The 22,323-nt window shown below is 38.6% G+C and carries 23 protein-coding genes; 8 read left to right on the forward strand and 15 right to left on the reverse strand.

Going from position 1 to position 22,323, the window contains the following annotated elements:
* Positions 1 to 10 precede the first annotated feature (10 nt).
* The 4 genes from TE34_RS19860 to TE34_RS19875 form a co-directional block, all read right to left on the reverse strand.
* Positions 11 to 2,395, reverse strand: a complete 2,385-nt coding sequence (locus TE34_RS19860) for a heavy metal translocating P-type ATPase (RefSeq protein ID WP_047986557.1) — start codon at positions 2,393 to 2,395, stop codon at positions 11 to 13.
* 13 nt (positions 2,396 to 2,408) lie between these two features.
* Positions 2,409 to 2,711 (reverse strand): metal-sensing transcriptional repressor, encoded by a 303-nt coding sequence (locus TE34_RS19865; protein WP_047986589.1) that lies wholly within the window; start codon positions 2,709 to 2,711, stop codon positions 2,409 to 2,411.
* 107 nt (positions 2,712 to 2,818) lie between these two features.
* Positions 2,819 to 4,183, reverse strand: coding sequence for an MATE family efflux transporter (locus TE34_RS19870; protein ID WP_157037682.1), 1,365 nt, complete (start codon positions 4,181 to 4,183; stop codon positions 2,819 to 2,821).
* 48 nt (positions 4,184 to 4,231) lie between these two features.
* Positions 4,232 to 4,873, reverse strand: a complete 642-nt coding sequence (locus tag TE34_RS19875; protein ID WP_236687193.1) for an NAD(P)/FAD-dependent oxidoreductase — start codon at positions 4,871 to 4,873, stop codon at positions 4,232 to 4,234.
* Positions 4,874 to 5,049: 176 nt separating this feature from the next.
* Between TE34_RS19875 and TE34_RS19880 the strand changes: the two genes are divergently transcribed.
* From TE34_RS19880 to TE34_RS19895, 4 genes are all read left to right on the forward strand, one after another.
* A complete protein-coding gene (locus TE34_RS19880) occupies positions 5,050 to 5,484 on the forward strand; it encodes a YugN family protein (protein WP_047986558.1) in 435 nt (144 codons plus the stop codon).
* 252 nt (positions 5,485 to 5,736) lie between these two features.
* Complete coding sequence (locus TE34_RS19885; protein ID WP_047986559.1) at positions 5,737 to 6,507, forward strand: transporter substrate-binding domain-containing protein; 771 nt, start codon at positions 5,737 to 5,739, stop codon at positions 6,505 to 6,507.
* 69 nt (positions 6,508 to 6,576) lie between these two features.
* Entirely contained in the window at positions 6,577 to 7,221 is a 645-nt protein-coding gene (locus TE34_RS19890; protein ID WP_047986560.1) for an amino acid ABC transporter permease, read from the forward strand.
* Positions 7,218 to 7,946, forward strand: coding sequence for an amino acid ABC transporter ATP-binding protein (locus TE34_RS19895; protein ID WP_047986561.1), 729 nt, complete (start codon positions 7,218 to 7,220; stop codon positions 7,944 to 7,946). The genes TE34_RS19890 and TE34_RS19895 overlap by 4 nt, the downstream gene beginning before the upstream one ends.
* Positions 7,947 to 8,383: 437 nt before the next feature.
* Here the strand turns inward: TE34_RS19895 and TE34_RS19900 are convergent, their stop codons facing one another.
* The gene (locus TE34_RS19900; RefSeq protein ID WP_047986592.1) at positions 8,384 to 9,454 is read right to left on the reverse strand and encodes a C45 family autoproteolytic acyltransferase/hydolase; all 1,071 of its coding nucleotides are present in this window, start codon (positions 9,452 to 9,454) and stop codon (positions 8,384 to 8,386) included.
* Between the two features lie 120 nt (positions 9,455 to 9,574).
* Here TE34_RS19900 and TE34_RS19905 point away from each other — a divergent pair, with 120 nt between their 5' ends.
* The 3 genes from TE34_RS19905 to TE34_RS19915 all read left to right on the forward strand — a co-directional run bounded on the left by TE34_RS19905 (position 9,575) and on the right by TE34_RS19915 (position 10,558).
* Positions 9,575 to 9,787, forward strand: a complete 213-nt coding sequence (locus TE34_RS19905; RefSeq protein WP_047986593.1) for a hypothetical protein — start codon at positions 9,575 to 9,577, stop codon at positions 9,785 to 9,787.
* Positions 9,788 to 9,905: 118 nt separating this feature from the next.
* Positions 9,906 to 10,157 (forward strand): AbrB/MazE/SpoVT family DNA-binding domain-containing protein, encoded by a 252-nt coding sequence (locus TE34_RS19910; RefSeq protein ID WP_047986562.1) that lies wholly within the window; start codon positions 9,906 to 9,908, stop codon positions 10,155 to 10,157.
* On the forward strand, positions 10,154 to 10,558 hold the full coding sequence (locus tag TE34_RS19915) for a type II toxin-antitoxin system death-on-curing family toxin (protein WP_047986563.1): 405 nt from the start codon (positions 10,154 to 10,156) through the stop codon (positions 10,556 to 10,558). Before TE34_RS19910 ends, TE34_RS19915 begins: the two co-directional genes overlap by 4 nt.
* Positions 10,559 to 10,613: 55 nt before the next feature.
* Here TE34_RS19915 and TE34_RS19920 read toward each other — a convergent pair whose 3' ends face one another.
* From TE34_RS19920 to TE34_RS19930, 3 genes are read right to left on the reverse strand one after another with little or no spacing between them, the layout of a single operon-like run.
* Positions 10,614 to 11,618 carry a glycosyltransferase family 4 protein gene (locus TE34_RS19920; protein WP_047986564.1) on the reverse strand — a complete coding sequence of 335 codons (1,005 nt, stop codon included), beginning with the start codon at positions 11,616 to 11,618 and terminating at the stop codon, positions 10,614 to 10,616.
* Between the two features lie 33 nt (positions 11,619 to 11,651).
* Complete coding sequence (locus TE34_RS19925) at positions 11,652 to 12,242, reverse strand: TVP38/TMEM64 family protein (protein WP_053075151.1); 591 nt, start codon at positions 12,240 to 12,242, stop codon at positions 11,652 to 11,654.
* A gap of 14 nt (positions 12,243 to 12,256) precedes the next feature.
* The gene (locus TE34_RS19930) at positions 12,257 to 13,447 is read right to left on the reverse strand and encodes a glycosyltransferase family 4 protein (protein WP_047986565.1); all 1,191 of its coding nucleotides are present in this window, start codon (positions 13,445 to 13,447) and stop codon (positions 12,257 to 12,259) included.
* Positions 13,448 to 13,655: 208 nt separating this feature from the next.
* Between TE34_RS19930 and TE34_RS19935 the strand changes: the two genes are divergently transcribed.
* Positions 13,656 to 14,543 carry a DMT family transporter gene (locus TE34_RS19935; RefSeq protein ID WP_047986566.1) on the forward strand — a complete coding sequence of 296 codons (888 nt, stop codon included), beginning with the start codon at positions 13,656 to 13,658 and terminating at the stop codon, positions 14,541 to 14,543.
* Positions 14,544 to 14,613: 70 nt separating this feature from the next.
* On the opposite strand, the gene TE34_RS19940 is transcribed toward TE34_RS19935, so the two are convergent.
* The 7 genes from TE34_RS19940 to TE34_RS19970 all read right to left on the reverse strand — a co-directional run bounded on the left by TE34_RS19940 (position 14,614) and on the right by TE34_RS19970 (position 22,297).
* Positions 14,614 to 17,910, reverse strand: a complete 3,297-nt coding sequence (locus tag TE34_RS19940; RefSeq protein ID WP_053075152.1) for an FtsX-like permease family protein — start codon at positions 17,908 to 17,910, stop codon at positions 14,614 to 14,616.
* On the reverse strand, positions 17,907 to 18,599 hold the full coding sequence (locus TE34_RS19945) for an ABC transporter ATP-binding protein (protein ID WP_047986567.1): 693 nt from the start codon (positions 18,597 to 18,599) through the stop codon (positions 17,907 to 17,909). The genes TE34_RS19940 and TE34_RS19945 overlap by 4 nt, the downstream gene beginning before the upstream one ends.
* Positions 18,600 to 18,768: 169 nt before the next feature.
* On the reverse strand, positions 18,769 to 19,707 hold the full coding sequence (locus TE34_RS19950; RefSeq protein ID WP_047986568.1) for a nucleoside hydrolase: 939 nt from the start codon (positions 19,705 to 19,707) through the stop codon (positions 18,769 to 18,771).
* A gap of 11 nt (positions 19,708 to 19,718) precedes the next feature.
* On the reverse strand, positions 19,719 to 20,657 hold the full coding sequence (locus TE34_RS19955; protein WP_047986569.1) for a nucleoside hydrolase: 939 nt from the start codon (positions 20,655 to 20,657) through the stop codon (positions 19,719 to 19,721).
* 74 nt (positions 20,658 to 20,731) lie between these two features.
* Entirely contained in the window at positions 20,732 to 21,145 is a 414-nt protein-coding gene (hepT, locus tag TE34_RS19960; RefSeq protein WP_047986570.1) for a type VII toxin-antitoxin system HepT family RNase toxin, read from the reverse strand.
* Positions 21,138 to 21,539 carry a type VII toxin-antitoxin system MntA family adenylyltransferase antitoxin gene (gene mntA / locus TE34_RS19965; protein ID WP_053075153.1) on the reverse strand — a complete coding sequence of 134 codons (402 nt, stop codon included), beginning with the start codon at positions 21,537 to 21,539 and terminating at the stop codon, positions 21,138 to 21,140. The genes hepT and mntA overlap by 8 nt, the downstream gene beginning before the upstream one ends.
* A gap of 203 nt (positions 21,540 to 21,742) precedes the next feature.
* Positions 21,743 to 22,297 (reverse strand): cupin domain-containing protein, encoded by a 555-nt coding sequence (locus TE34_RS19970; protein WP_047986571.1) that lies wholly within the window; start codon positions 22,295 to 22,297, stop codon positions 21,743 to 21,745.
* Positions 22,298 to 22,323 lie beyond the last annotated feature (26 nt).

Raw genomic sequence — 22,323 nt, forward strand, 5'->3', positions numbered from 1 at the left:
CAATTAAAATCTAAATCTTTACTCGCTTCAAACGAAGCGAGTTCGTAACAACACTCACCGAGCTAAAGGCCATCGCTGCACCTGCAATCCAAGGTGCAAGTAAGCCAAGTGCTGCAATCGGAATGCCTGCGCTATTATAGGCAAATGCCCAGAATAGATTTTGACGAATGTTTCGGATGGTTGCTTTACTAATCTTAATAGCCTTTGGAATTAATAATAATTCCCCACCAAGAATCGTTACATCGGCTGCTTCAATGGCTACTTCTGTACCCGTACCAATTGCTATACCGATATCTGCTACCGCTAGAGCTGGAGCATCATTCACGCCATCCCCAACCATTGCAACTTTCTTACCTTGTAACTGAATCTCTTTAACTCGGTTTGCCTTTTCTTCTGGTAAAACTTGCGCAATAACTCGGTCGATGCCTACTTGCTTAGCAATCGCATTAGCTGTACGCTCATTATCACCAGTAAGCATAATAACTTCTAATCCTTGCTCTTTCAATTCCTTAATTGCCTCTGCAGCAGTCTCCTTCACTGTGTCAGCAACTGCTACGATACCTTTAAATTGTTCGTCTACAGCAATGAGCATCGCTGTATTACCATTCGTCTCGTATTCCACTAATTCAGCTTCCACATTAGAAACATTAATATTATGGTCGTTCATTAGCTTTCTAGTACCTACTAACACTTTCTTACCGCTAATCATAGCTTCAATACCATGACCTGGTATTGCACGGAAGTCTTCTGTTTCAAGCACAGCAACTTCTTTTTCCGTGGCATATGCTACAATTGCTTCAGCTAATGGATGCTCGGATCCTTTTTCTGCACTCGCTACAAGTGACAATGTATCCGCATCAGCAGTAAAGTGAGTTACCTCTGGCTTACCTTTTGTAATCGTACCAGTCTTATCCAGTACAATGGCATTTAGCTGATGGGTACGTTCTAAATGTTCTCCACCCTTGAAAAGAATTCCACTTTCTGCCGCTCTACCAGAACCAACCATAATCGAAGTCGGTGTAGCAAGACCTAGCGCACATGGACAAGCAATAACTAACACCGCTATAGCCGTAACTAAGGCTGCTTCAAAATCACCTGGTGTAACAAAGATAATCCAAACTAAGAAAGTAATAAACGCAATACCTACTACTATTGGTACAAAATAGCCTGAAATGACATCTGCTAACCGTTGGATTGGTGCCTTAGAGCCTTGTGCATCCTCGACTACCTTAATAATCGAAGCAAGAGCCGTATCCTTCCCAACCTTTTTCGCTTCCATTACAATCGTACCATTTTTATTAATGGTTGAGCCAATCACATTCGCATCGATATCTTTTTCAATCGGAATAGACTCACCTGTAATCATCGATTCATCAACCGACGTTCTACCCTTCACTACGATACCATCTACCGGTATTTTCTCACCAGGTTTTACAATAAGTCGATCACTAACAACAACATCCTCAATCGGAATCATCGTTTCTTCACCATTACGTAATACCCTTGCTTGTTTAGCTTGTAAATTAAGAAGCTTAGAAATGGCAACCGTTGTCCGGCTTTTCGCACTTGTTTCTAGGTATTTACCAAATAAGATTAACGTAATCAGAATAGCACTCGTTTCAAAGTATAAATGCGGCATGTACGCTGGGTTGCCAATCGTCTTAAATGCCTCATAAAGGCTATAGAAGTATGCGGCACTTGTTCCAAGCGCAACAAGCACATCCATGTTTGCCCCACCATTACGAAGATTCTTATACGCACCGACATAGAATTGCCAGCCGATAACAAACTGTACCGGTGTTGCAAGCAAGAACTGGAACCATGGATTCATAAAGATTTCTGGAATAGCAACACCAGCTAAATGAACGAGCATCGTTAATAACAATGGAGCAGATAGAATCGCAGACAGGATTAACTTATTCTTCATCTTCTGAAGTTGCTTTTCCTTCTGGGATTGCTTCTCTGCTTTTTCTGCCTTTCGCTTTGCATCATAACCAAGCTTTTGTATTCTTCCAATTAAATCTAACTCTTCAATTACACCTGGATTATATTCGATAGAGGCACTTTCTGTTGCTAGATTTACTGTCGCATGCTTAACGCCTTCTTGCTTATTCAATACCTTCTCTATTCTTGTTGAACAAGCTGCACACGTCATGCCATATACATCAAACTCTATCTTTTCTAATTGAACGCCATAGCCGAGCTTTTCTATCTTAGCTGTAATATCTTGCACTGTAGTGGCATTAGGATCATAATGAACACTAGCTTTTTCCGTTGTTAAATTAACCTGTGCCTCCACACCATCCATCTTATTAAGGACTTTTTCAATTCTATTCGAACAAGCTGCACACGTCATACCAGTTACGCCAACTGTGACTTGTTTGGAATCACTCATTTAAATACCCCCCTTACTTCGAGAATTGTTTTAATACTTCCATTAACTCGTCGATTGATGCTTCGCCCTCGCCAGATTGGACTGCATGGCTAACGCAATGCTTCACATGTCTTTCCGCAACTTGAAATCCTACTTTTTTCAAGGCTGCATTTATTGCACTAATTTGCACTAATATATCGACACAATAACGGTCATCTTCAACCATCTTTTGAATACCACGAACCTGTCCTTCGATACGTTTCAGTCGGTTAACTACCGCTTGTTTTTCTGATTCTGTTCTTGGTTTTACCGGGTGATCATGTAAAAACTCATCCATTGGAACACCTTCTTTCCTCATCTTCATTTATACTATACCCCCATATGGTATTTTTGTCAAAGCATTTGGCGTTATTTTTTCTTTTTAAAACCGAATCAACCATTATTTTAATTTCCTTTTGCATATTCTATACTTCTTCCAGTTTTAAAGTGATATTTGAATCGATACAATAGAAACATTGCCCTGACTACTAAATCAATTGCAATTGATAACCAAATACCGGCTATACCCATATCAAGTTGTATCCCTAATATATAGACCCCAACAATACGTATTACCCACATACCAATTGCGGTACTATACATCGGACTTTTCGTATCACCCATTCCTTGAAGAGCACCAGCTACAATTAAACCAACGGCTAAGGCCGGCTGTGCAAATGCATCAATTCTCAGAGCGGTGACTACCATATCAACTGCAATCTGGTCATCGGTAAACCACGTCGCCATCCACGGGGAAGCGAAGAATAAGAAAATACCCCCAATGGATAATGTGATGACACCAACTCCAGTAGTTAGCATCCCATATTTGTACGCATCTTGTTGCTTATTTGCCCCGATACTTTGACCGACCAACGTTGTAGCAGCGATAGCCAACCCATATCCTGGCATGTAAGCAAACATTTCAATATTACCTGCAATTGTATGTGCAGCAAATGTTTCTGTACCAATTTTAACAATTAACCCAAAATACAACACTTGCCCTAAGCGCATAATTAACCGTTCAATGGCTGTCGGTGTTGAGAGTTTTATAATGGAATATGTAAATCCATACGAACGATTTACGGGCTTTCGAAACAGGGAGAAGCTAACATTCGATTTTTGAATGGAGCGATAAAGCGCTACTGTTCCAATTACCCTTACCAGAACCGTTGCCCAAGCAGCACCAGCTATTCCAAAGCCAGCAAATCCTAATAACCCAAAAATTAATAGATAATCGAGTCCAATATGGATGATGTTAATCCATATACTAATCTTCATGGGCGTTTTGGTATCTCCTGCTGCTCTTAAAATACTCCCAAAAATAAACATAAGTGAAATAAATACTGCCGGGACCGCTACAATACGGAAATAGGTTACACCTGCATTTAGTACTTGTGGCTCCGCTCCCATTAGCTTCAACATTGGTTCCGCAAAAAAATAGGAAATCACTCCAAAAATTACCCCGATCGTGATCGAAATCCATGTTGACTGCTTCGCGATGGCTTTAGCCTTTTCATAATCATCGGCACCAATACTTCTTGCTATTAAAGAAGATGCCCCTACCCCAATAGCCATAAATATGGCAATATAAACTGCTAGAACCGTATTGGAAATCCCAACTGCTGTTACTTCAACAAGCCCTAATTTAGCAACAAATAATGTATCAACAAACCCAACCACGGTTTGCAAAATATTCTCTATCATAGCTGGTGTGGCTAGAGCAAGGATAATCATTATTTTCTGTTTTGATGTTTTGTTATGTATCTCCATAGTCGTAGACAATACGGGTCACTTCCTGTTAAAAAGGTTTTAATAAGCTTAACTAATATCTAGCTCCTTCTTTATTTGTTCAAACCCAAAACGATCAACAAATCGATAAAACTTTTCTCTCTTTTTACCATTTTCTCTATAGATATCTAAAATTCGGTCCACAAGATTGTATAATTCATCAGGATTTAGATCCCTTTTTACTAATTGGCCTGGTCTTGCTTCTCTACCCTTAGGATGACCTCCAATATATAACTCAAAGGTATCTTGATCCTTCATAACTCCGATATCATTCATTAATGGCTCCCCACAACCTATGGGACACCCTGTATAAGCCGGGCGAAGGGTAAATGGCACTTCCTGGCCAGCAATCCGATCATTCAATTCTTTAGCAACCGGCATACCCTCTTCAATCTCGCCTTTACAAAAGTTACAAGTACGAAGATTTTTAACGAACTTCCCAACTGGGTAGTAATGTAATCCTACTTCCTCAAATTTACGTTTTACTTCATCTATTTCATCTTCAGGAACTTGAACGATTAATTGTTGCAACGTCGTTAGCTCGATCTCTGAGTCTTCTTCCAAATACTCTGCTAATACCCCGAGCTGCTTTGGTTTTAATTTCGCTCCGAACCCTATTCCTCCATTAACTGCTAATGGTATGTACTTTTTCTTATTTATATTTGTATTCAATGAAGATTCCCTCCAATATACTTCTGCATTCACTTCAACTAGAATACTATACCCCCGGAGGGTAACTGTCAAGAAATTAATACACTACTTAAATTCAACAAATAAGGAGGTATTATATACCAAATTATGTTAATGCTATTAACATTTAACAAAACTATTGTAGGAGGAGTGATATCATGATTGAACTTGAATCAGCAATACAAGGTAAAACAGCCTATTTCGGTGAAGCCCGTCATTTAGCGAAGCAATTCGGTCTTAGCCTTTGTGGTAGTTGGGAATATGATGGAGCGTTTCTGGATGCAACACTTCATCGCGAAGGTGGAGAGACGATTTATTTACGAATGCCTTTCCATGTATTGGAAGGCGAATTAGATCGTAATGATGCCTTTATTGAGTTTGGAAAACCTTTTGTTATTAAGCACATCGTACATATAGGACTGGATAAAGATGAGGCATCCTTATTTGCAGCGACTGGACTGAACCAATTCCAGGAGCCACTTGATAAAGATGGACAGATTCGTAATAAAACAAAATGGGAAGAAATTGGTGAAGATGTATCCAACCAATTCGCTAGTGCTATTGCAGATTTACGAGGCAGATCAATATCTTAACCGAACAACCAATCCTCCTCTGGGAAGATTGGTTGTTTTCATTTGTTCGAAATACTACGGAAGACTAACCTACGCTTGAAAGCAACCCTTTTTAAGAGTTGCTTTTTTCACACCCCCTCTTTAACGAAAATTATCCATTAACATTCACTATATATTTAAAGAATTCTGATTCTTCTTGACAAACGACTATAAATATATTTAGACTATTAGATAGAATGCGCTTTGTAAAAAATAGCGAAGGGGGCCTTAAGTATGAAAAAAATATTATATTTCGGTTTATTGGTTTCACTCATTCTCCTACTCGCAGCATGTGGAAGTGGAGACTCAGAAACCTCAGGTGATGGGGACAGTAACGCTTATACAGTTGGAGTTGATGTTACATATCCACCGTTTGAATTCCAAGAAGATGGGGAAATGAAAGGTATTGATATTGATTTAATCCACGCAATTGCCGAGGACCAAGGTTTTGAGGTACAAATAGAAGCAATGGATTTTAGCGGTATTATTCCGGCAATGCAAGCTGGCGAACTTGATATTGGTATGGGTGGAATGAGTATTACAGAAGATCGTAAGGAAACAGTAGATTTTTCTGATCCTTATTTTGAATCCGGTCTATCATTAGTGGTGGCTAGTGATAATACGGAAATCAGTAGCGTTGACGATTTAGAAGGAAAAACAATTGCTGTTAAAAATGGAACAACCGGAGCAAATTTTGCAAACGAAAATAAAGAAGCGTACGGTTATGAGGTCATCCAAGTTAAAGATAGTACTTCCATGTTCCAAGAAGTTGCGAATGGCAATGCTGATGCCTTGTTAGAAGATTACCCAGTGATCATGTATGCCATTGCCAAAAGTGACCTTGAATTAAAGGTTGCAGGTGATAAATTAAATGGTGACAACTACGGAATCTCTGTATTAAAAGGTAAAAATGATGAGCTACTCAAAAAAATCAATGACGGCTTAGCAAATTTAAAAGAAAATGGTAAATACGACGAAATAGTCAGTAAGTACCTAGGTGAGTAAGTAGTTTATTAAATTGTAATTCAAGCGCGCAGAACATAGCGCGCTTTCTTGTTTAAAGGAGCTGAATACATGGAGGCCATAATGAATGCCCTTCCATACCTTTTGGAAGGTTTAAAAGTAACTATATATATATTTGTTATCGCTATTATTCTTGGTTTTATTATAGGACTTATTGTGGCATTGTTACGCTTATCACCTATAAGGGTATTAAATTGGATTGCTAAAATATTTATCGATGCCATTCGTGGGACACCTATACTAGTTCAATTGTTCTTTTTCTACTATGGGCTAAACTCTCTAGAGTTTATTTCTTTTGATCGTACGACAGCAGGTATTATCACGGTTGCGATTAATGCAGGAGCTTATTTTGCCGAGAACATTCGAGCAGGAATCCAATCCATCGATAAAGGACAAACCGAAGCAGCCCGTTCACTAGGATTAACAAGTACCCAAAATATGCGCCACATTATTCTACCCCAAGCATTTAGAAGAATGCTACCAACATTTACAAACCAAGCAATTATAAGTTTAAAAGATACGTCTTTACTTTCAATTATTGGTATTGCCGATTTAACACAACAAGGCCATATTACTGTCGCTTCTTCATTCAAAGCGTTTGAAATATGGTTTGCAGTAGGTGTCATGTATTTCATTATGATTTACTTACTATCTCTACTATCTAGTTTCCTGGAAAGGAGATTTGAACTGCGATGACAATGATCGAAGTAAAAAACTTAAAGAAATCATACGGTAAGCTAGAGGTTTTGAAAGATATTAGCGTAGAAATACAAGAAAAAGAAGTTGTCTGCGTCATTGGCGCATCTGGTTCAGGGAAAAGTACCTTTCTCCGCTGCTTAAATAGGTTGGAGGAAATAACTGATGGTCACGTGATTATCGATGGCCAGGATATAACCGCAAGGGAAGCAAATATTAATTTGATACGCCAGGAAGTAGGTATGGTATTTCAGCAATTTAATTTATTCCCACATAAAACGGTAATGGAAAATATTATTTTGGCACCAATGAAAACTCGTGGAACTTCAAAAGAACAAGCAACGGAACTAGCTATGGAATTACTGGAAAAGGTTGGATTAAGAGAAAAAGCGACTAGCTATCCAGGTGAATTGTCCGGTGGGCAGAAACAACGTGTTGCGATAGCAAGAGCTTTGGCAATGAATCCGAAGGTCATGTTATTTGACGAACCTACATCCGCACTAGACCCGGAAATGGTAGGGGATGTGTTGGCAGTAATGAAACAGTTAGCACTAGAAGGTATGACTATGGTCGTTGTCACACATGAAATGGGATTTGCCCGTGAAGTTAGTGACCGGGTGTTATTCATCGATGAGGGTGTTATAGCAGAACAAAATGTACCAGGAGAATTATTTACTAATCCGAGAAACAAACGCACACAGGCGTTTTTGAGTAAAGTTTTATAACTTATCAAACGAGAATGGAAACTAAATCAAAGGAATGTAAATGCGAACAACCACCATATTAGCCCCGGAAATATACGGAGACTCCTTGAAAAAGAAGACCACTTTTTCTGCGTGCGATGTATCGCTGACGTAGCATTCCTTGTCCTGTGGTAGGAAAGGCATAGGTGAGACCCCGGTGATGCACCTGCGTCTGCAAGTATCGCTACGCAGCAGGCTTCCTCGGTGCAAGGCAGCAATGAAGTAAATTCAAGTAGTTGCCTGGCTCACCAGCCGCCCACGGCAAGGTAGACACTGCGATGGTTTCTCACGAGCAGATGTCGCCCCTGTGCTGGAAGTAAAAGCGAAGTATATTTCCGGGGCGGGTTATGTGCACTAATAATGCTCGGATTTACCCTTGATATTTGATAGAATTACTCTTATCCCAGCCCCATTTGATTTTACATCAACATACCTGGACTTTTGAGAACTTCCATATTAACAAATGGAGAGTTAGCATTTAGTTTTCCTTTAATTTGTTTTATAAGTAACTTTTCGCCATCTAACCATTTTCTAAAGTCAAAAATTACTGGTTTTTGGTCTCCGCCAATGGCAAACCAAGCTGTCATATCTTTGGGAAAATAAGCAGCCGTGTGCAATGTCCCTGCCCAAGCGCCATACTTCTCGGAAAATACCCCTTGATCAGTTTGATTCATCATTTGAAACGCTTGGTACGCATCCTGTACATCTGCACCTAAATGATGCATTCTCTCTTGCCTATTCATGGATTCATCCATCCGATACCGATTTTCCTCTGTTACCTTTTCAAAGTGATTCGTGCAGGCATTACCATGATGCACATCTACCCTCCGCGGAGAAGCCTCCACCACATACGTTTTTCCTTTCTTATCTAAAAGGATATAACTAAACGAGTGACGATGGGGAATTTCCTTTAGAAAATCAACCGCTTCCTCTACCGTTCCGCAAGCCTCTAATATAATACGACCAATCATATTACATACAAACCCGCTTCCAGACTTTTTCCGATTAACAAAGTTATACCCTAGCACAAGACCCTTTTCATTCATTCCATCAATCCGGCCCGTAATTTGCATCGATGGCCCAACTATGGAATAGCCCTGGTCGGTTGGCTGGTAAAACATATATCTTCCCTCATAAGAGGCAGGGTGATTATCATAATTCCGTATCATGTAGTCTTTACCAGTAAAGACAGAGCATCCGCTTCGACCATATTCTAAATAATACCCGCCAAATTCTCGTATCGCATCCTGCATTTTCCACTGTAAGGCTTTAGCCAATCCTTCTATCTCTGCCCATATTCCTGGAGCAAAACGATGTATGGCCGTCCTTACTTCCTGCTCATCGATAGAAAAGTGATATTTCCTTTTTGACCCCCACTGCTTTTCTCTATTAAGTAGAATCGGAGAGCCTTTTAGTAATTCGCCTTGATAATATCCAAAGTCATAATGACTTCCTCGAAATTGTAAGACGTCGCTATAAACAGGTATCATAAGATCTCCCTCATGTTCCATAGTAACCTCAGTTTAGTTTATTTTGGAGGTGAAAGAAAAAATTATGCTTTTCGAATAAAAGTACTACCAATAGGAAGTCTATTACGTGAGGTGATGAAGATGACAAAAGATGACGAGAAAAAGAAATTCGACTTACCTACCGAAGCAAATACGGATGGGGAAATCGAAGTTCAAAATGGACTACGGGCCAATTATCCTTTTGATTATCTAAACAAAATGGTAGGAGATTCGGTTAAAGAACATAAATCATTAGAGGCAGCGAATGAGATTATTGCAGAAAAGGAAATTGGACAGAGCTACAATAATTCATAGGAATGGAAAAAATTCTCTCAAGGTGCTATGAGGGAATTTTTTGTTTCTGTAATATTGTTATAACAATATTAATATGCTATAATTATTATAACGATATTACAAATATAGGAGTGTTAATATGAGCAATTATGAAAGAAAACTAACTAAGGTTGGCAACAGCTACGGTATAACTTTTCCAAAAGAGATATTAAAAGAAGCCGGTATAACTTACGGCGATACAGTGAAAATGGAATTGAAGGATGGCAAGATTACTCTTCACAAAAAGGAGGAAATCATTCTTCCAGAGGGAGTCGACCAGGAGTTTATGTCTGTTCTAACAGATGTCATTAAAGAGCACGATGTCGCATTTAAAGGACTGGTTGAAAAATGACACAAAAACCTGTTATCTACTTAAATACGAACCAAGTTATTGCAATTAACACCATGCAAATAAAAGTATATTCTCCTGGTGAACAAGTCGGTGTTAAGGAGCCAGCCCTCTTAGATTCTGCTATTAATCGACCTAAACAAAGTATATTTGGTAAAGATGCCTATCCTACTATCTATGAAAAGGCTGCAGCCTTAACCGAATCACTTGCCAAAAACCACCCATTCCACAACGCTAACAAACGCACTGCCCTTGCATCTTTGATTATCTTTTTAAAATTGAATCATTATGAATGGACAATGGATGTATATAAAGAACAAGATTTTATTGTTGATTTGGTTACAAATAAAATTACGTTTGAAGAAATGGTCGCCATCATACGAGATTTCACGAAGAAACTCTGAAGTATTTATGACTTCAGAGCTTTCTACCTGTTTTTTTAATTTTATACCCAAATTCTTATAGTTCATAAATCTCCAAAAGCCGAGTCGCAACTACCTTCAAATCCCGCTCTAAAGCCAGCTGGTAACCATTTTCCGTTAAATCTGGTAATCTACCTTCCAGCATTTGATAGATTTTATCTTCGAAATCAGAACTAGTTTTACCTTTGTAAACCGTTTTCCCATCTACGAACGTGTTGGAATAAATCGGGATATCCCGTACTAAAACAGGAATCTTTGCGGCTAATGCCTCTAATAACACGATTCCTTCTGTTTCTTCATGCGTTAGAAAAAGAAACAAATCACTCCCACAATAGGCATCCCGTAATTCTTCTCTACCTACATAACCCGGGAAATGTAGGTTAGGTAACGGTTTTCTTATCGCTTCCTTTATCTTGTGTGGGACAATATTTAAATTCGTATATCCAAACCAATAGAATTGATAGTCCGGAAGCTGCTCTGCTAGCTTTACAAAATCTAATATACCTTTTCTTTCTATATAGTGCCCAACCGAAATCACTACCTTATCATCTTCCTGTAAATTATATGTGCGACGAAATCGCATTCGCGCCTCCGAATCAGGCTCATAAAACTCCGTGTCAATCCCATTGGAAAGGCTTATAATTGGCGGATTTAATCCATAACCTTCTAGCAACTGCTTCGAATAGTCTGTTGGAGTTATAATGAGATCGCCACTGTTATAGCAATAGGTAATCCATTTTTTAAAGAGTGGAGCAATTAGATTTGATCCACGAAAGGAATTACGGAAATCTTCCATCGTAGAATGTGCGTAATATACCACTTTCTTCCCTCTTCGTTTAGCCCATTTACTTTTTATGAGCGAATCCGGAAAGATGGTATTCAGTTGAATAATCGAAAAATCATCCTTACCATTCATCGTATAGGGAACATTCGCTAGCTCTAATGCTTGTTTCTGATGTCGTACTGCCTGTCCAACACCACTTTTATTTACTAGTCCTAGTGACCCAGCATATAACAAAACCTTCTCATTGATTCCTTGCATACTGAAGCACTTCCCCTCTCCCTCGTAACCAGGTTAAACGAACATATCTATTCTTCGAACAATAAAATCCAATCCAAATGTGTATATAGCTATCGCCAAGGGTTTTCCTAGTATAATTATCGTTGAAAATTTGTATAGCTTCATCTGTGTTGTCCCAGCTAAATAGCATAAGAAGTCATCTGGAGCAAACGGGAAAAAAATGGCTATCGTGAAATATTTAGAGAACTTCTTATGCTCAGTCCAACTAGCATACTTTTCTTGTAGTTTAGGACTAAAAAACATATTAATAATAGGCTTTCCATATTGTTTTGCAACTAAGAACGCAGCAATCGATCCTAAACAAACCCCAATATAGTTATAAACAAATCCAACAACTGGTCCAAAGATAAGAACACCCGCAAGTAGGCCTAATCCTCCAGGTACAATAGGAAACATGACTTGAATTGCCTGAAGGATTATAAATATGATTGGAGCCCAAATGCCAAACTGGTACATAAAGTTCCTCAGTGCCTTTTCCGAATAAAAAATATCTGTTTTAAATCCATAGATTAAAAAGGCTAAGGCTGCTATAGTAAAGATAGCTGTTAAAATACTCATTATTTTTCGCATGTTGCTTTGCTTCAAGTTTCCACCTCAGTTTAATCTGCATGTACTTGGACCTCACATATTTGCTCATCCTGAAAAAGATTTATGGTATGTTTATAAAGTTGTTCCATTGTCTTTGCAAAATTTGCCGATGAATATTTCCGTACTGCACCTACCTTAGCATTATACTTTAGGCGTTTATAAGTTTCCTCCTGACCTAAAATACTATTCAGCTTTTCTTCAAACTGCTCAAAAGTTGTGTATTGCCAACCGTTTACCCCATCCTCAATCACATTTTCTAAACAAGGGTCCTTGCGACAGAGAGCAGGAATTCCGTTTGCTAATGCTTCTACATATGTTAAACCTTGTGTTTCCGAATTCGATGCACTGACAAATACATCCCCTAATTGATAATAGGAAGCTATTTCTTCTGGAGGAATCATTCCAACAAAAGTAACTTGCTCTCCTATCCCTAGTTTCTCAGCCATCTCTTCTAGTTCACGACGATTCGGACCATCACCAACGACCATTAGAGTAAGGTTTTGGCTTTTCATCTGGGAAACAAACGTTAAAATCTCCTCTAGATTCTTTTCTTTTGCAAGCCTTCCAATGCTGATAAGCACTTTATTTTCTTTCGGTATATGAAGCTTTTCTTTTAGCCTTTCCTTTTGATCATTTGTTATTGAAATCGAAAACCTATCCATATCAATTCCCGTTGGAACTACCTCTATAGGCTGAGTAACACCATACCCATTCAGTATGGAATGTACCTTAGCTGTTGGTGCGATCACACAGGATGTTTGATTTAATATCTTTTTAGAAAATAAAGCAACCATCGCTTTTCCCCATTTCTTATTGGGAGAAAAGTAATGCGTATAATCCTCGTATACCGTATGGTAGGTATGGACAATCGGGATCATACATTTCTTTGCTACATGCCTCGCAATACGAAAGGTACTAAACTCGCATTGGGAGTGGACGATATCTGGCTTCCAGTCCACGATTTCTTCTATGTATTGATTATCCTTGGAGAAAGTAACTCTGGCACCTGGGTAGATCTTTCCTGCCCCTATAGAACGGATGTAGACGACATGATCCTTTTTATACGAGCGTTTACCATTAGATAAGGTAAGGATTCTTACTTCGTGTCCTAATTTCTTTAATTCCTTTTCTAAATTGACTATGGATGTAACTACACCATTAATGGTAGGCGTATACCATTCGGTTGTAATTAAGATTTTCATAGCTAGTCTCCTCTTGTACTAGAAATCTTTTGCTTACGCATTCAGTATACAAGAGTGAACTTGTTTGTTTTTTTGAAAAGATTAAATTTAACTAATAATTTACAAGTATTTAATCTTTTAGAATCTCCTCTTTACGCACTAATTACGAAATGATAGTATTAAAAAATATAATCGCACGGCTTTATATTTAGAGAAATGGGGATTAGGTATGACCAATTACCAAAAAGGACATTTATTTAATTTATTCTCTATACTTGCCATGGCATTAGGTCCATTATTCTCAAAGTTTGGGTTATTGCACGTTTCCCCTGCTAAGGCTTCCGTGATTAATGTTTTAACTATCATCATTACAAGCTATTTATTTGGTATTCTAACGAAGAACAGAGTGAAGCTTTACTGGGAAAAGGAAATAATGGTACTCGCGTTGTTTAACTCTTTAGGAGTTATTTTTTTATTTTTAAGTATGAATCTACTTTCGCCGGTAGAGGTAGGCTTTTTTGGTAGGTTCTATACCGTGTTTGCGGTCTTATTATCTGTAGTACTACTAAAGGAGAAAATATCAAGACGAGAAACTATCTTTATAACAATAGCTATATTTGGAGCTTTTCTGTTTGTTGAAAAAGGTGATATTCATTCTACTAGTATTCTAGGTACTTTATTTGCTGTTATTTATACGTTCTTCTTTGCCTTAACCAACATCTATATCAAAAAATCAATGTCTAAAGATAAAAGCTCCAACTCGATTCTTTTCACGAATAATTCTATCACGTTGATTTTTGTTATCGTATACGCAGCATTTGCAGGTGAACTATTTATAGGTTGGGATACGCATGAGGGAATTGGCTTTATTATCTTTTCATCTTTTCTAACCGGGTTTTTAGGCACGATCCTATTGTACCAGGCACTCAAGTATTTGCGGTTTTCCATTGCTAATGTAACGAGAGCATTTAGCCCCGTATTGTTAGCCATCATATCCTTTCCGTTCTTTCCGATTGTGATAACTTGGCAGAATACGCTTGGGGCTGTGTTATTGATTGGATCGATTTTATTGTTAACCGTAAAACCTAAAGCAGCGAAAGAAAAGCAAAATGAGTAAAATTAAAGATGGTGCTTGGATTATCTCCAAAGCACCATCTTTGTTTAAATTAATGATAAGTTACTTTACCTCAACTTGATTCCTTCTCACGTTCAAACCACACTAATATCCCATCCATAAAACCATTCGATCGTAGTAAAAATCCAAAGTCCTCCACATCTTCAGGCACTGTATAATCTAAAATGGCATGCATCTTTCCATTTAGCCATTTCTCTTCATCCCAGCCTTCCACTTCAAGTATGGTCACATTTTCCGGGTAATATTTTTCTTCATCGACCACAATTGTAAATTGTATCTCTGGTAACATTTGATAGACTGAGAAAGGTGAATCATCCAAGACTTCAAAGGTAAATTCAATCGCAATATTCTTCATTCCTGCTTCTGCAGGTGGCAGGTTGCTTTCGACTTCTGTTGCACTATACGATAGAATCCAACTTCCCTTATCCGTTGTATTTTCACCTTCATTTAGTACCTCAAAGAAATTGCCCTTCACTTTGTCTGTAATTCTCACACCTGGATTACTTTCTTCTGGTTCATCTGGCTCAACCTGTTCGACGGTTTCTTTTGCCTTAACATCACCTTCTGTCGGGCTAAAGGCATACTCTACTTCTGTTCCCTTTTCAGCCATTTCAATATTCGGAGCCACTTTAATCATCGTAATTAAAAAGGTACCAACTAGCACCACGGCTGTTGAAATAACGACTAGCTTCATTCGTTTCTCGGTTACTTTCCGATTCGAATAGTTTCCAGCAATACCCTGATTTGGAACAATACGTACTGCTCGCTCAGCGGGAAGAACGGTACCAATCAAACCGATAATAATCGGTATTAATCCCGTAGCTAATATAAAGGCAATTTCTTCGGATGGGAATGCCCCATATAGTCCCCACATCATAAGGAATGCAGCTGAGAGTCCAATAACCGCTGCGAATAATCCACTAAATACACCTTCAGCAAGAATTAGCCGGCGAATATGCCATCCCTTCCAGCCAATTGCCTGCAGTAACGATATTTCTTCCCTTCGTTCGGATACATTCTGCCATGTTATTTCAGCGGTAGTTAGAATTGCAATCACTAACGAGACGATAATCGCTACATAATGTGCAGGTCCTATCTCCAATGCAACATATTCTCCGAGTAGTGAGGTGTACATAATTCCTCTTAAACGGAATGTAATGTACAAAAATACCGCAAGTAATGCAGTTGGCAATGCAATCGAAATGACCGAAAGAACACTCCGTTTCCACTTTCCAATAAAATGATTAAATGCCATGCGATGAATTCCTCTAGCCTGGAATATCCGTTTACTTGTACCAGAAATCTCTCCTGTACGCATTGCTTCATAAGGGGATATATTTCTAGTTAACAACATCGGAATGACTGATCCCAGTACATAAACAATTAATCCAAATAAACCAGTCCATAAGAAACGACTAAGGGATATCGTTGCGTCACTGGATATATACACAAAACTTAGCATCATCCAGGATATCAGAGCCACAAAAGCACCAATCATACTAGATTCTAAGAATAATAAACGACTCAATTGACCCGGTCTCCAACCAATTGAAAGTAATACCGCAAATTCCTTTCTTCTCGCTAATAAGTTAACCACCCCAGATGCCCACACATAGACAATAGCAACAACGATAACACTAGCAACCACTCCTGAAAAACCAATCTTGGTTTCTTTAAAGATAGAAATAGAAGAGCCAATGTTAACCCATGGCTGTTGAAACCAACCAATTGCACTATCCCCATTTAAACCTGGTACATAAGTTAATGCTAACTGCGGGGAAGAGCCCAATGTAATGTCCGTAATCAGACCCGTTCTACTTTCAATCTCAGCTGCTACTTGTTCTAATATTTTTTGACTATCTTCACTTAAATCCGTAACGCCAGCAACCTTAATTCGGATTGCTGAAATAGGCTTATCCCCTAGTATTTGTTCCGCTACTTCAATTGTCGTAAGCATTCCCGGTGGCTCGGTTAGGAAATTATTCGGGTCCCCTATAGGTTTTAATTGTTTAGGCGGGTTTACAGGGTTACCATCCATGTCGATAACAAATTCTGCTGTCGCTGGCCGATATGTTTCCATTGGCAATTCAGTAGTCGGATCCTTGGAGATAGAAAGTTTACTAGCATCATAGAAACCAATCCAGCTAGGCTTGATTTTGGGAAAATTAATAAATTCTTCTTCAATTAAGACTGGCTCACGAAAGGACTCTTTGTTTCTATACCGTCCAACCGTATCCTCCCCATTTTGAAACGGTATGACTTGATACGTATATGGCCACCTATCTGCATATGGACTTGCGATTTCTTGATACTCTAATGGACTTGGTTTAAAGACCATTCCCGTTATATTATCCTCACTGGAGTTCCCAACAATCCCTTCTGGCTCTCCCTCCGATTTATCTTCCTCATCTGGAAGGGGTTCACCAGTTTCCCAGTCAACACCAGTCTTTTCATTAATAAATTTGCGAAAAGCTTCTTCACCTGTGTAGGAAAATGTCTCAACAATTTCTCCCTCTACAGAATCTAAATATTCTCCCCCTCCACTTTCTTTTACCCTTTCCATTACTTCAATTACATTCTCTTTATTAACTGATATATTTAAGCGTTCAAATGTAATACTCTCTACTTTATCTACAAATGTTTGTTGATTAACGATGATTGGAAATTCATGATGTCCACCATTAAATTCATTGTAGTAATATTCATCTGACTCATTAAAATATCTACTCGTTCCTAAAGGAATAATTGACTCATCCAGTCCAACAAGTTTCGCCTCTTGTTCTGGATCAATTCCAGCTAGTAGGGAATAAGAATGAACACTCAAATCTAGGCTAGGCTTACCTACTCCATATTCAGCACCCTTATTCATATAATCCCAGATGTCACTTACAAAATAAGAGTTCCCAGTCTCTGTTATCTTATTTATTCCGTTGTCAACGGTAGTCTCCATTACCCTCCTATAGATACCATCCTCCGGTAATTCCACATAACCGAAATGAACCTCATAATCGGCATACCCAATCATCGCTATCGGAGCAGCAACTTCCACACCCGGAATATCCTTAATTGCTTCATACTGCTCAACACTAATACCCCCACTTAAGCCACTTAAATAGTTTGGTTCTAGTAATTTTTTCTCCTCCGTTACACTTCTAGTCCCCTCTGGTCGCACAACGATATCATAGGAAGCAGACCATCGTTGCTGCAAGGTATCCACGATGGTACCTTTATTCGTTTCTGACAACCCAATTAGGTAAGTTAACCCAGCACTAACAATGAAGGCACCGATGATGAGAAGAATAAACCGTTCCTTCCGCCGCCACCAATTCTGCCAAATAAAGCGAATCACGGTGCTACACCCACTTTATCCGAAAGCACAACACCATCTTTCATGGAAATAATGCGATTAGCTTTAGCTGCGAGCGCGGGATCATGGGTCACAAATAAAACGCCACACCCTTCTTGTTCATTTAACGCTTTTAATAAATCATAAATACGCTCTCCCGTTTCGGTATCCAAATTACCAGTTGGCTCATCCGCAAGCAACCAACTTGGTTTATGAACAATCGCACGGGCAATCGCCACTCGTTGCTGCTGTCCACCAGATAACTGAGACGGAAGTGAATTCAATTTATCTTGAAGCCCAACTTGTTCAAGGACTTCTTTTGCACGTTCTAATTTGTTGTATGGGACTTTTCTAGAAAACAATGGAGTGAGTACATTTTCTAATGCAGTTAGTGTAGGAAGTAGATGAAATTGCTGAAAGATGAAGCCTATTTCTTGGAAGCGAAAATCTGCTATTTTACTTTTACTCTTTTTTAAAATCTCTTCACCGTCGTACTTGATAGATCCCTTTGTGGGTTTGTCTAACGTACCAAGTAGGCTTAGCAATGTAGATTTACCCGAACCAGATGGACCAATAATGGCGGTGAACTCGCCTTTTTCAAATGTTAGATCAACATTTTTTAATGCGACTGTTTGGGTTCCATCCCCTTTAAAAGACTTTTCAACCTGCTGACAAATGATTTGTCGAATCAAATTGCTCCCCTTCTTTCATGGATAGTTTTCTCTCTATTTAGCAATACCTTACATGTTTTGGAAGCAAGCGTCAATTAGTAATTTGAATATTTAATCTACTTAAGGGTTTTTCTAAAATAAAGAGACTCCACTGTTAGCAGAATCTCTTCACGCATTTCTTTATAGTTTTTTAACCTCTCAAAACCTCTAGTAGATCCACCTTAAACCCCTCGCGATCCACCGCTTCACAAACCCTCACATTTGGCTCTTTGCCACTACGATTATTAATATCCACCAGATTATAGCCTCTAGTAATCTCGCCCTTTGTTTCAATATCTACATAATACTTCGTAGACTTGATCATTAACTCCTCATTAGCCGCAATCGCAACTAATAATGTATCTGGATGTGTCGTACCGTTAATCTTATGTACTTCCCGGTTAAATTTAAGTACAACACGGTTAATATCCATGAAAAACTTCGACCGATTGGTTCCTAATTTTTCAATATCCAGGTGATCTTCATCAGCCATGACGGAGTACTGTGTACACATATCCCAACCAACCATTGTAATCGGAATACCCGAGTGGAGTACCATTTTCGCCGCTTCCGGATCCACATAAAAATTATACTCAGCAGCTGCTGTAATATTTCCAAGGGAATTATTGGTCCCACCCATGATGTAAATATGAGGGATATCCTTTACGATAGATGGGTCCTTCTTAATCGCCATCGCTATATTCGTTAACGGAGCAATAGCTAATAACTCTATCTCACCTGGGTTTGCTTTTACCGTATCAATAATGAAATCAACCGCATGTTTCTCTTCCGGACGTTGCTTCGCCTTTTCAAAGAAGGAATCACCCATTCCATCGCTACCATGCACATCTTCCACCGTAACATGGCCTGATTGTTCTCCTAAAATTGGACCTTCATACCCTCTAAATACTGGAACATAATAATCTGGGTTGAACACTTGAATCGTGAACAAAGCGTTTTCTACTTCTTGATTAAAATCTACATTTCCACCTGTTATGGTTACACCTTCCACTTTAAAATGGTGCAGAGCCGTTAAAATAGCAATCGTGTCGTCACCAGCTGTATCCGTATCAATTATTACCCTTCTCATATGTCTACCCCCTATGCTTGTTTTGCTAAATTCGTGATGTAGTCGAAGAACGCATCCCTATCTGCCTCGTAAACCAATTGGACAGCTCGTCCAGCTTCAGACAGCTCTGTTTTCCCTTGACTTGGTCCATCCGCATGAACAATACTTTTAACTTCTTTTTTCTTCACTAAGTCATCTCTTCCAACTGTAGCTGTTGTTAATACATCCCATAGGAAATACGTAGAGTTCGTTTGGAAATGAACAAGTGGTGGAACGGCTGCATAGCTCTGACCAAGGAAATCTACGCCTAAAAACTTGCGCTCACTCGCCCAGCGGTTTCTTACGTCTAATGTTAGTGGAACCATGTTAGTACTCTCTAATGCTACAAGGTCAATCTGGATATTGGATTCCCATACAGCCTTCACCGCTTCTGGATCCCAAAACGCATTCCATTCCGCAGTACCATCATGTTCTGGTTCTTCGACATTACCCATTTCTAGGAATGTTCCACCCATCCAATATAATTTATCAATTTTGTTTTCTATTTCAGGTGCTTCTTCTAGAGCACGAGCTAGATCAGTTAGTGGACCCACGAATACCAGGGTTACTTTTTCGGAACTATTTTTCAGACTCTCGATTAAGTGCTGATGCGCAGGTAATTCTGATTGTGGTGTCTTCACTGGTAAAAATTCATTTAAGATTGGTAACGCATCGACGACAAATGCATGCATTCTCCAGTCCTTAGGAAATGGGTTTTTCCCACGTGAATTCGATGCAGCAACTTCGATCTGCTTTCCTTGTCCAAATCGATCAATAATCTTTCTACTAGCTGACACAGCTGGTTCTAAATAACAATCTGCAGGTATTACGCCTACACCAATTAAATCAATATCCTCCATTTGTAGTAATAGGAATAGAGAAACTAAATCATCTACTCCACCATCGTGATTTAAGTATACTTTTCGCTTCATGATGCACATCCTTTTCTTATGTTATTATCGATAATTATAAGCTATATTAAATAGACTAGGAACAAATTTTGTCCCTAGTTATTTATAGAGATAATAGCTTTTGTATACTCCTTAATATCTTGTAAATGTTTCTCAATTATAGATTGTAAAATACGAAGATCAATATTCTGGTAATCATGAACGGCAATATTTCGAAATCCCACCATATTCATTAGTGTTTTAGCTAATTCTTGGTCAATAAAGTCCGCTTCTTCTAATAGTTTGAATGCATCACGACTCGACCTTGGCAATCCTAACTTCTTTTCGCTAATAATATGCATGGCTATATCTATACTAGCTTCACAAGCACGCTGGATATTTAAAATAATACTATCTTGTTTGGTGAAATCTTTTAAGTTGTTCGGTTCATTTTCATAGACTTCCTGAATACGAAAGATGCATCTTTCAATAGTCGAAACTTTATTTAAGATTACATCGTTTTCAACCATATATGCTACCCCTTTCTTTGATACCTTGTAGGATTTCGGCACGTTGTTCATTCAAAGTTGCATACATAGAGTAAGCTTTCATCCGTTCCCTAACAAATAAATTATTATCATTACAATAAAGCAATTCACCAGTTGAGAAAATTTGTGCAGCAAATACCGTATCAATTTGTCTTATATCAATCAGGTCAACCTCAACATGACACTTTTCGGAAAGTTCACTTGCTAGTAAGAAGCGATCATAGCTGGAAAGTGCTCTATCCGAATAATAGGCGATATCAAGGTCACTATTTTCATTTGCGTTACCTTTTGCATAAGATCCAAATACAAGTATAAATATTGGTTTTATATGTTCATCTAATATATCTTTGACTAATTGTTTCTTATCCTTATGCATAATATGTTTCACATCCCGATTCTAATCTCTATGTAACTTAGAAAATACGCCTCTTGCAATTAATAATATCCAAATGAAGTATAACAAGCAACAACTATAAGATACCTACTTCATTTCCACATATAATTAATATTCTTGCAGTAGATAAATATCTTGGAAATAATAAAAAGCACAACTCTTAAAAATTGTGCTTTTTCATACGTCTATTCTTCCTCTGCTGCCATTGCCTCTGCCTTTGTTCGATGCACTGTTCCACGAGGATGATGTGGTGGGGCATAAATGGTATACAGCTTGATCGGCTCACTTCCGGTATTTATCAGGTTATGCCATGTGCCAGCAGGGACCATGATAGCGGAATCTTCTTTTACTCTCTTTTCAAAGGTTAAATTATTTTGACTGCTACCCATGCGGACAACTCCCTGGCCTTCTTCAATACGCAAGAACTGATCCGTATCTGGATGAATTTCTAATCCGATATCTCCACCGACCGGAATACTCATCACGGTAACTTGAAGATATTCCCCAGTCCAGAGTGCAGTACGGAAATTTTTATTTTGCTCACTTGCAGCTTCAATATCGACAACAAACGGATTGGGGCCATAGTCTTTTAACTGAACCCTAGATTTCATTTTCATAGATTGCCAATTACCCCATCTCTCATCAACTACAGGCCAATGTGGCGGCTGCATTCTTACATCGTGAAATTGCGGTACATAATATGGAGTAGGATATGGATATGCATATGGGATATAGTACATTTTTTCCATCCTTTCATAGAATTTCT

Source organism: Ornithinibacillus californiensis (assembly GCF_001038485.1).
GTDB classification, from domain to species: Bacteria; Bacillota; Bacilli; order Bacillales; family Amphibacillaceae; genus Ornithinibacillus; species Ornithinibacillus californiensis.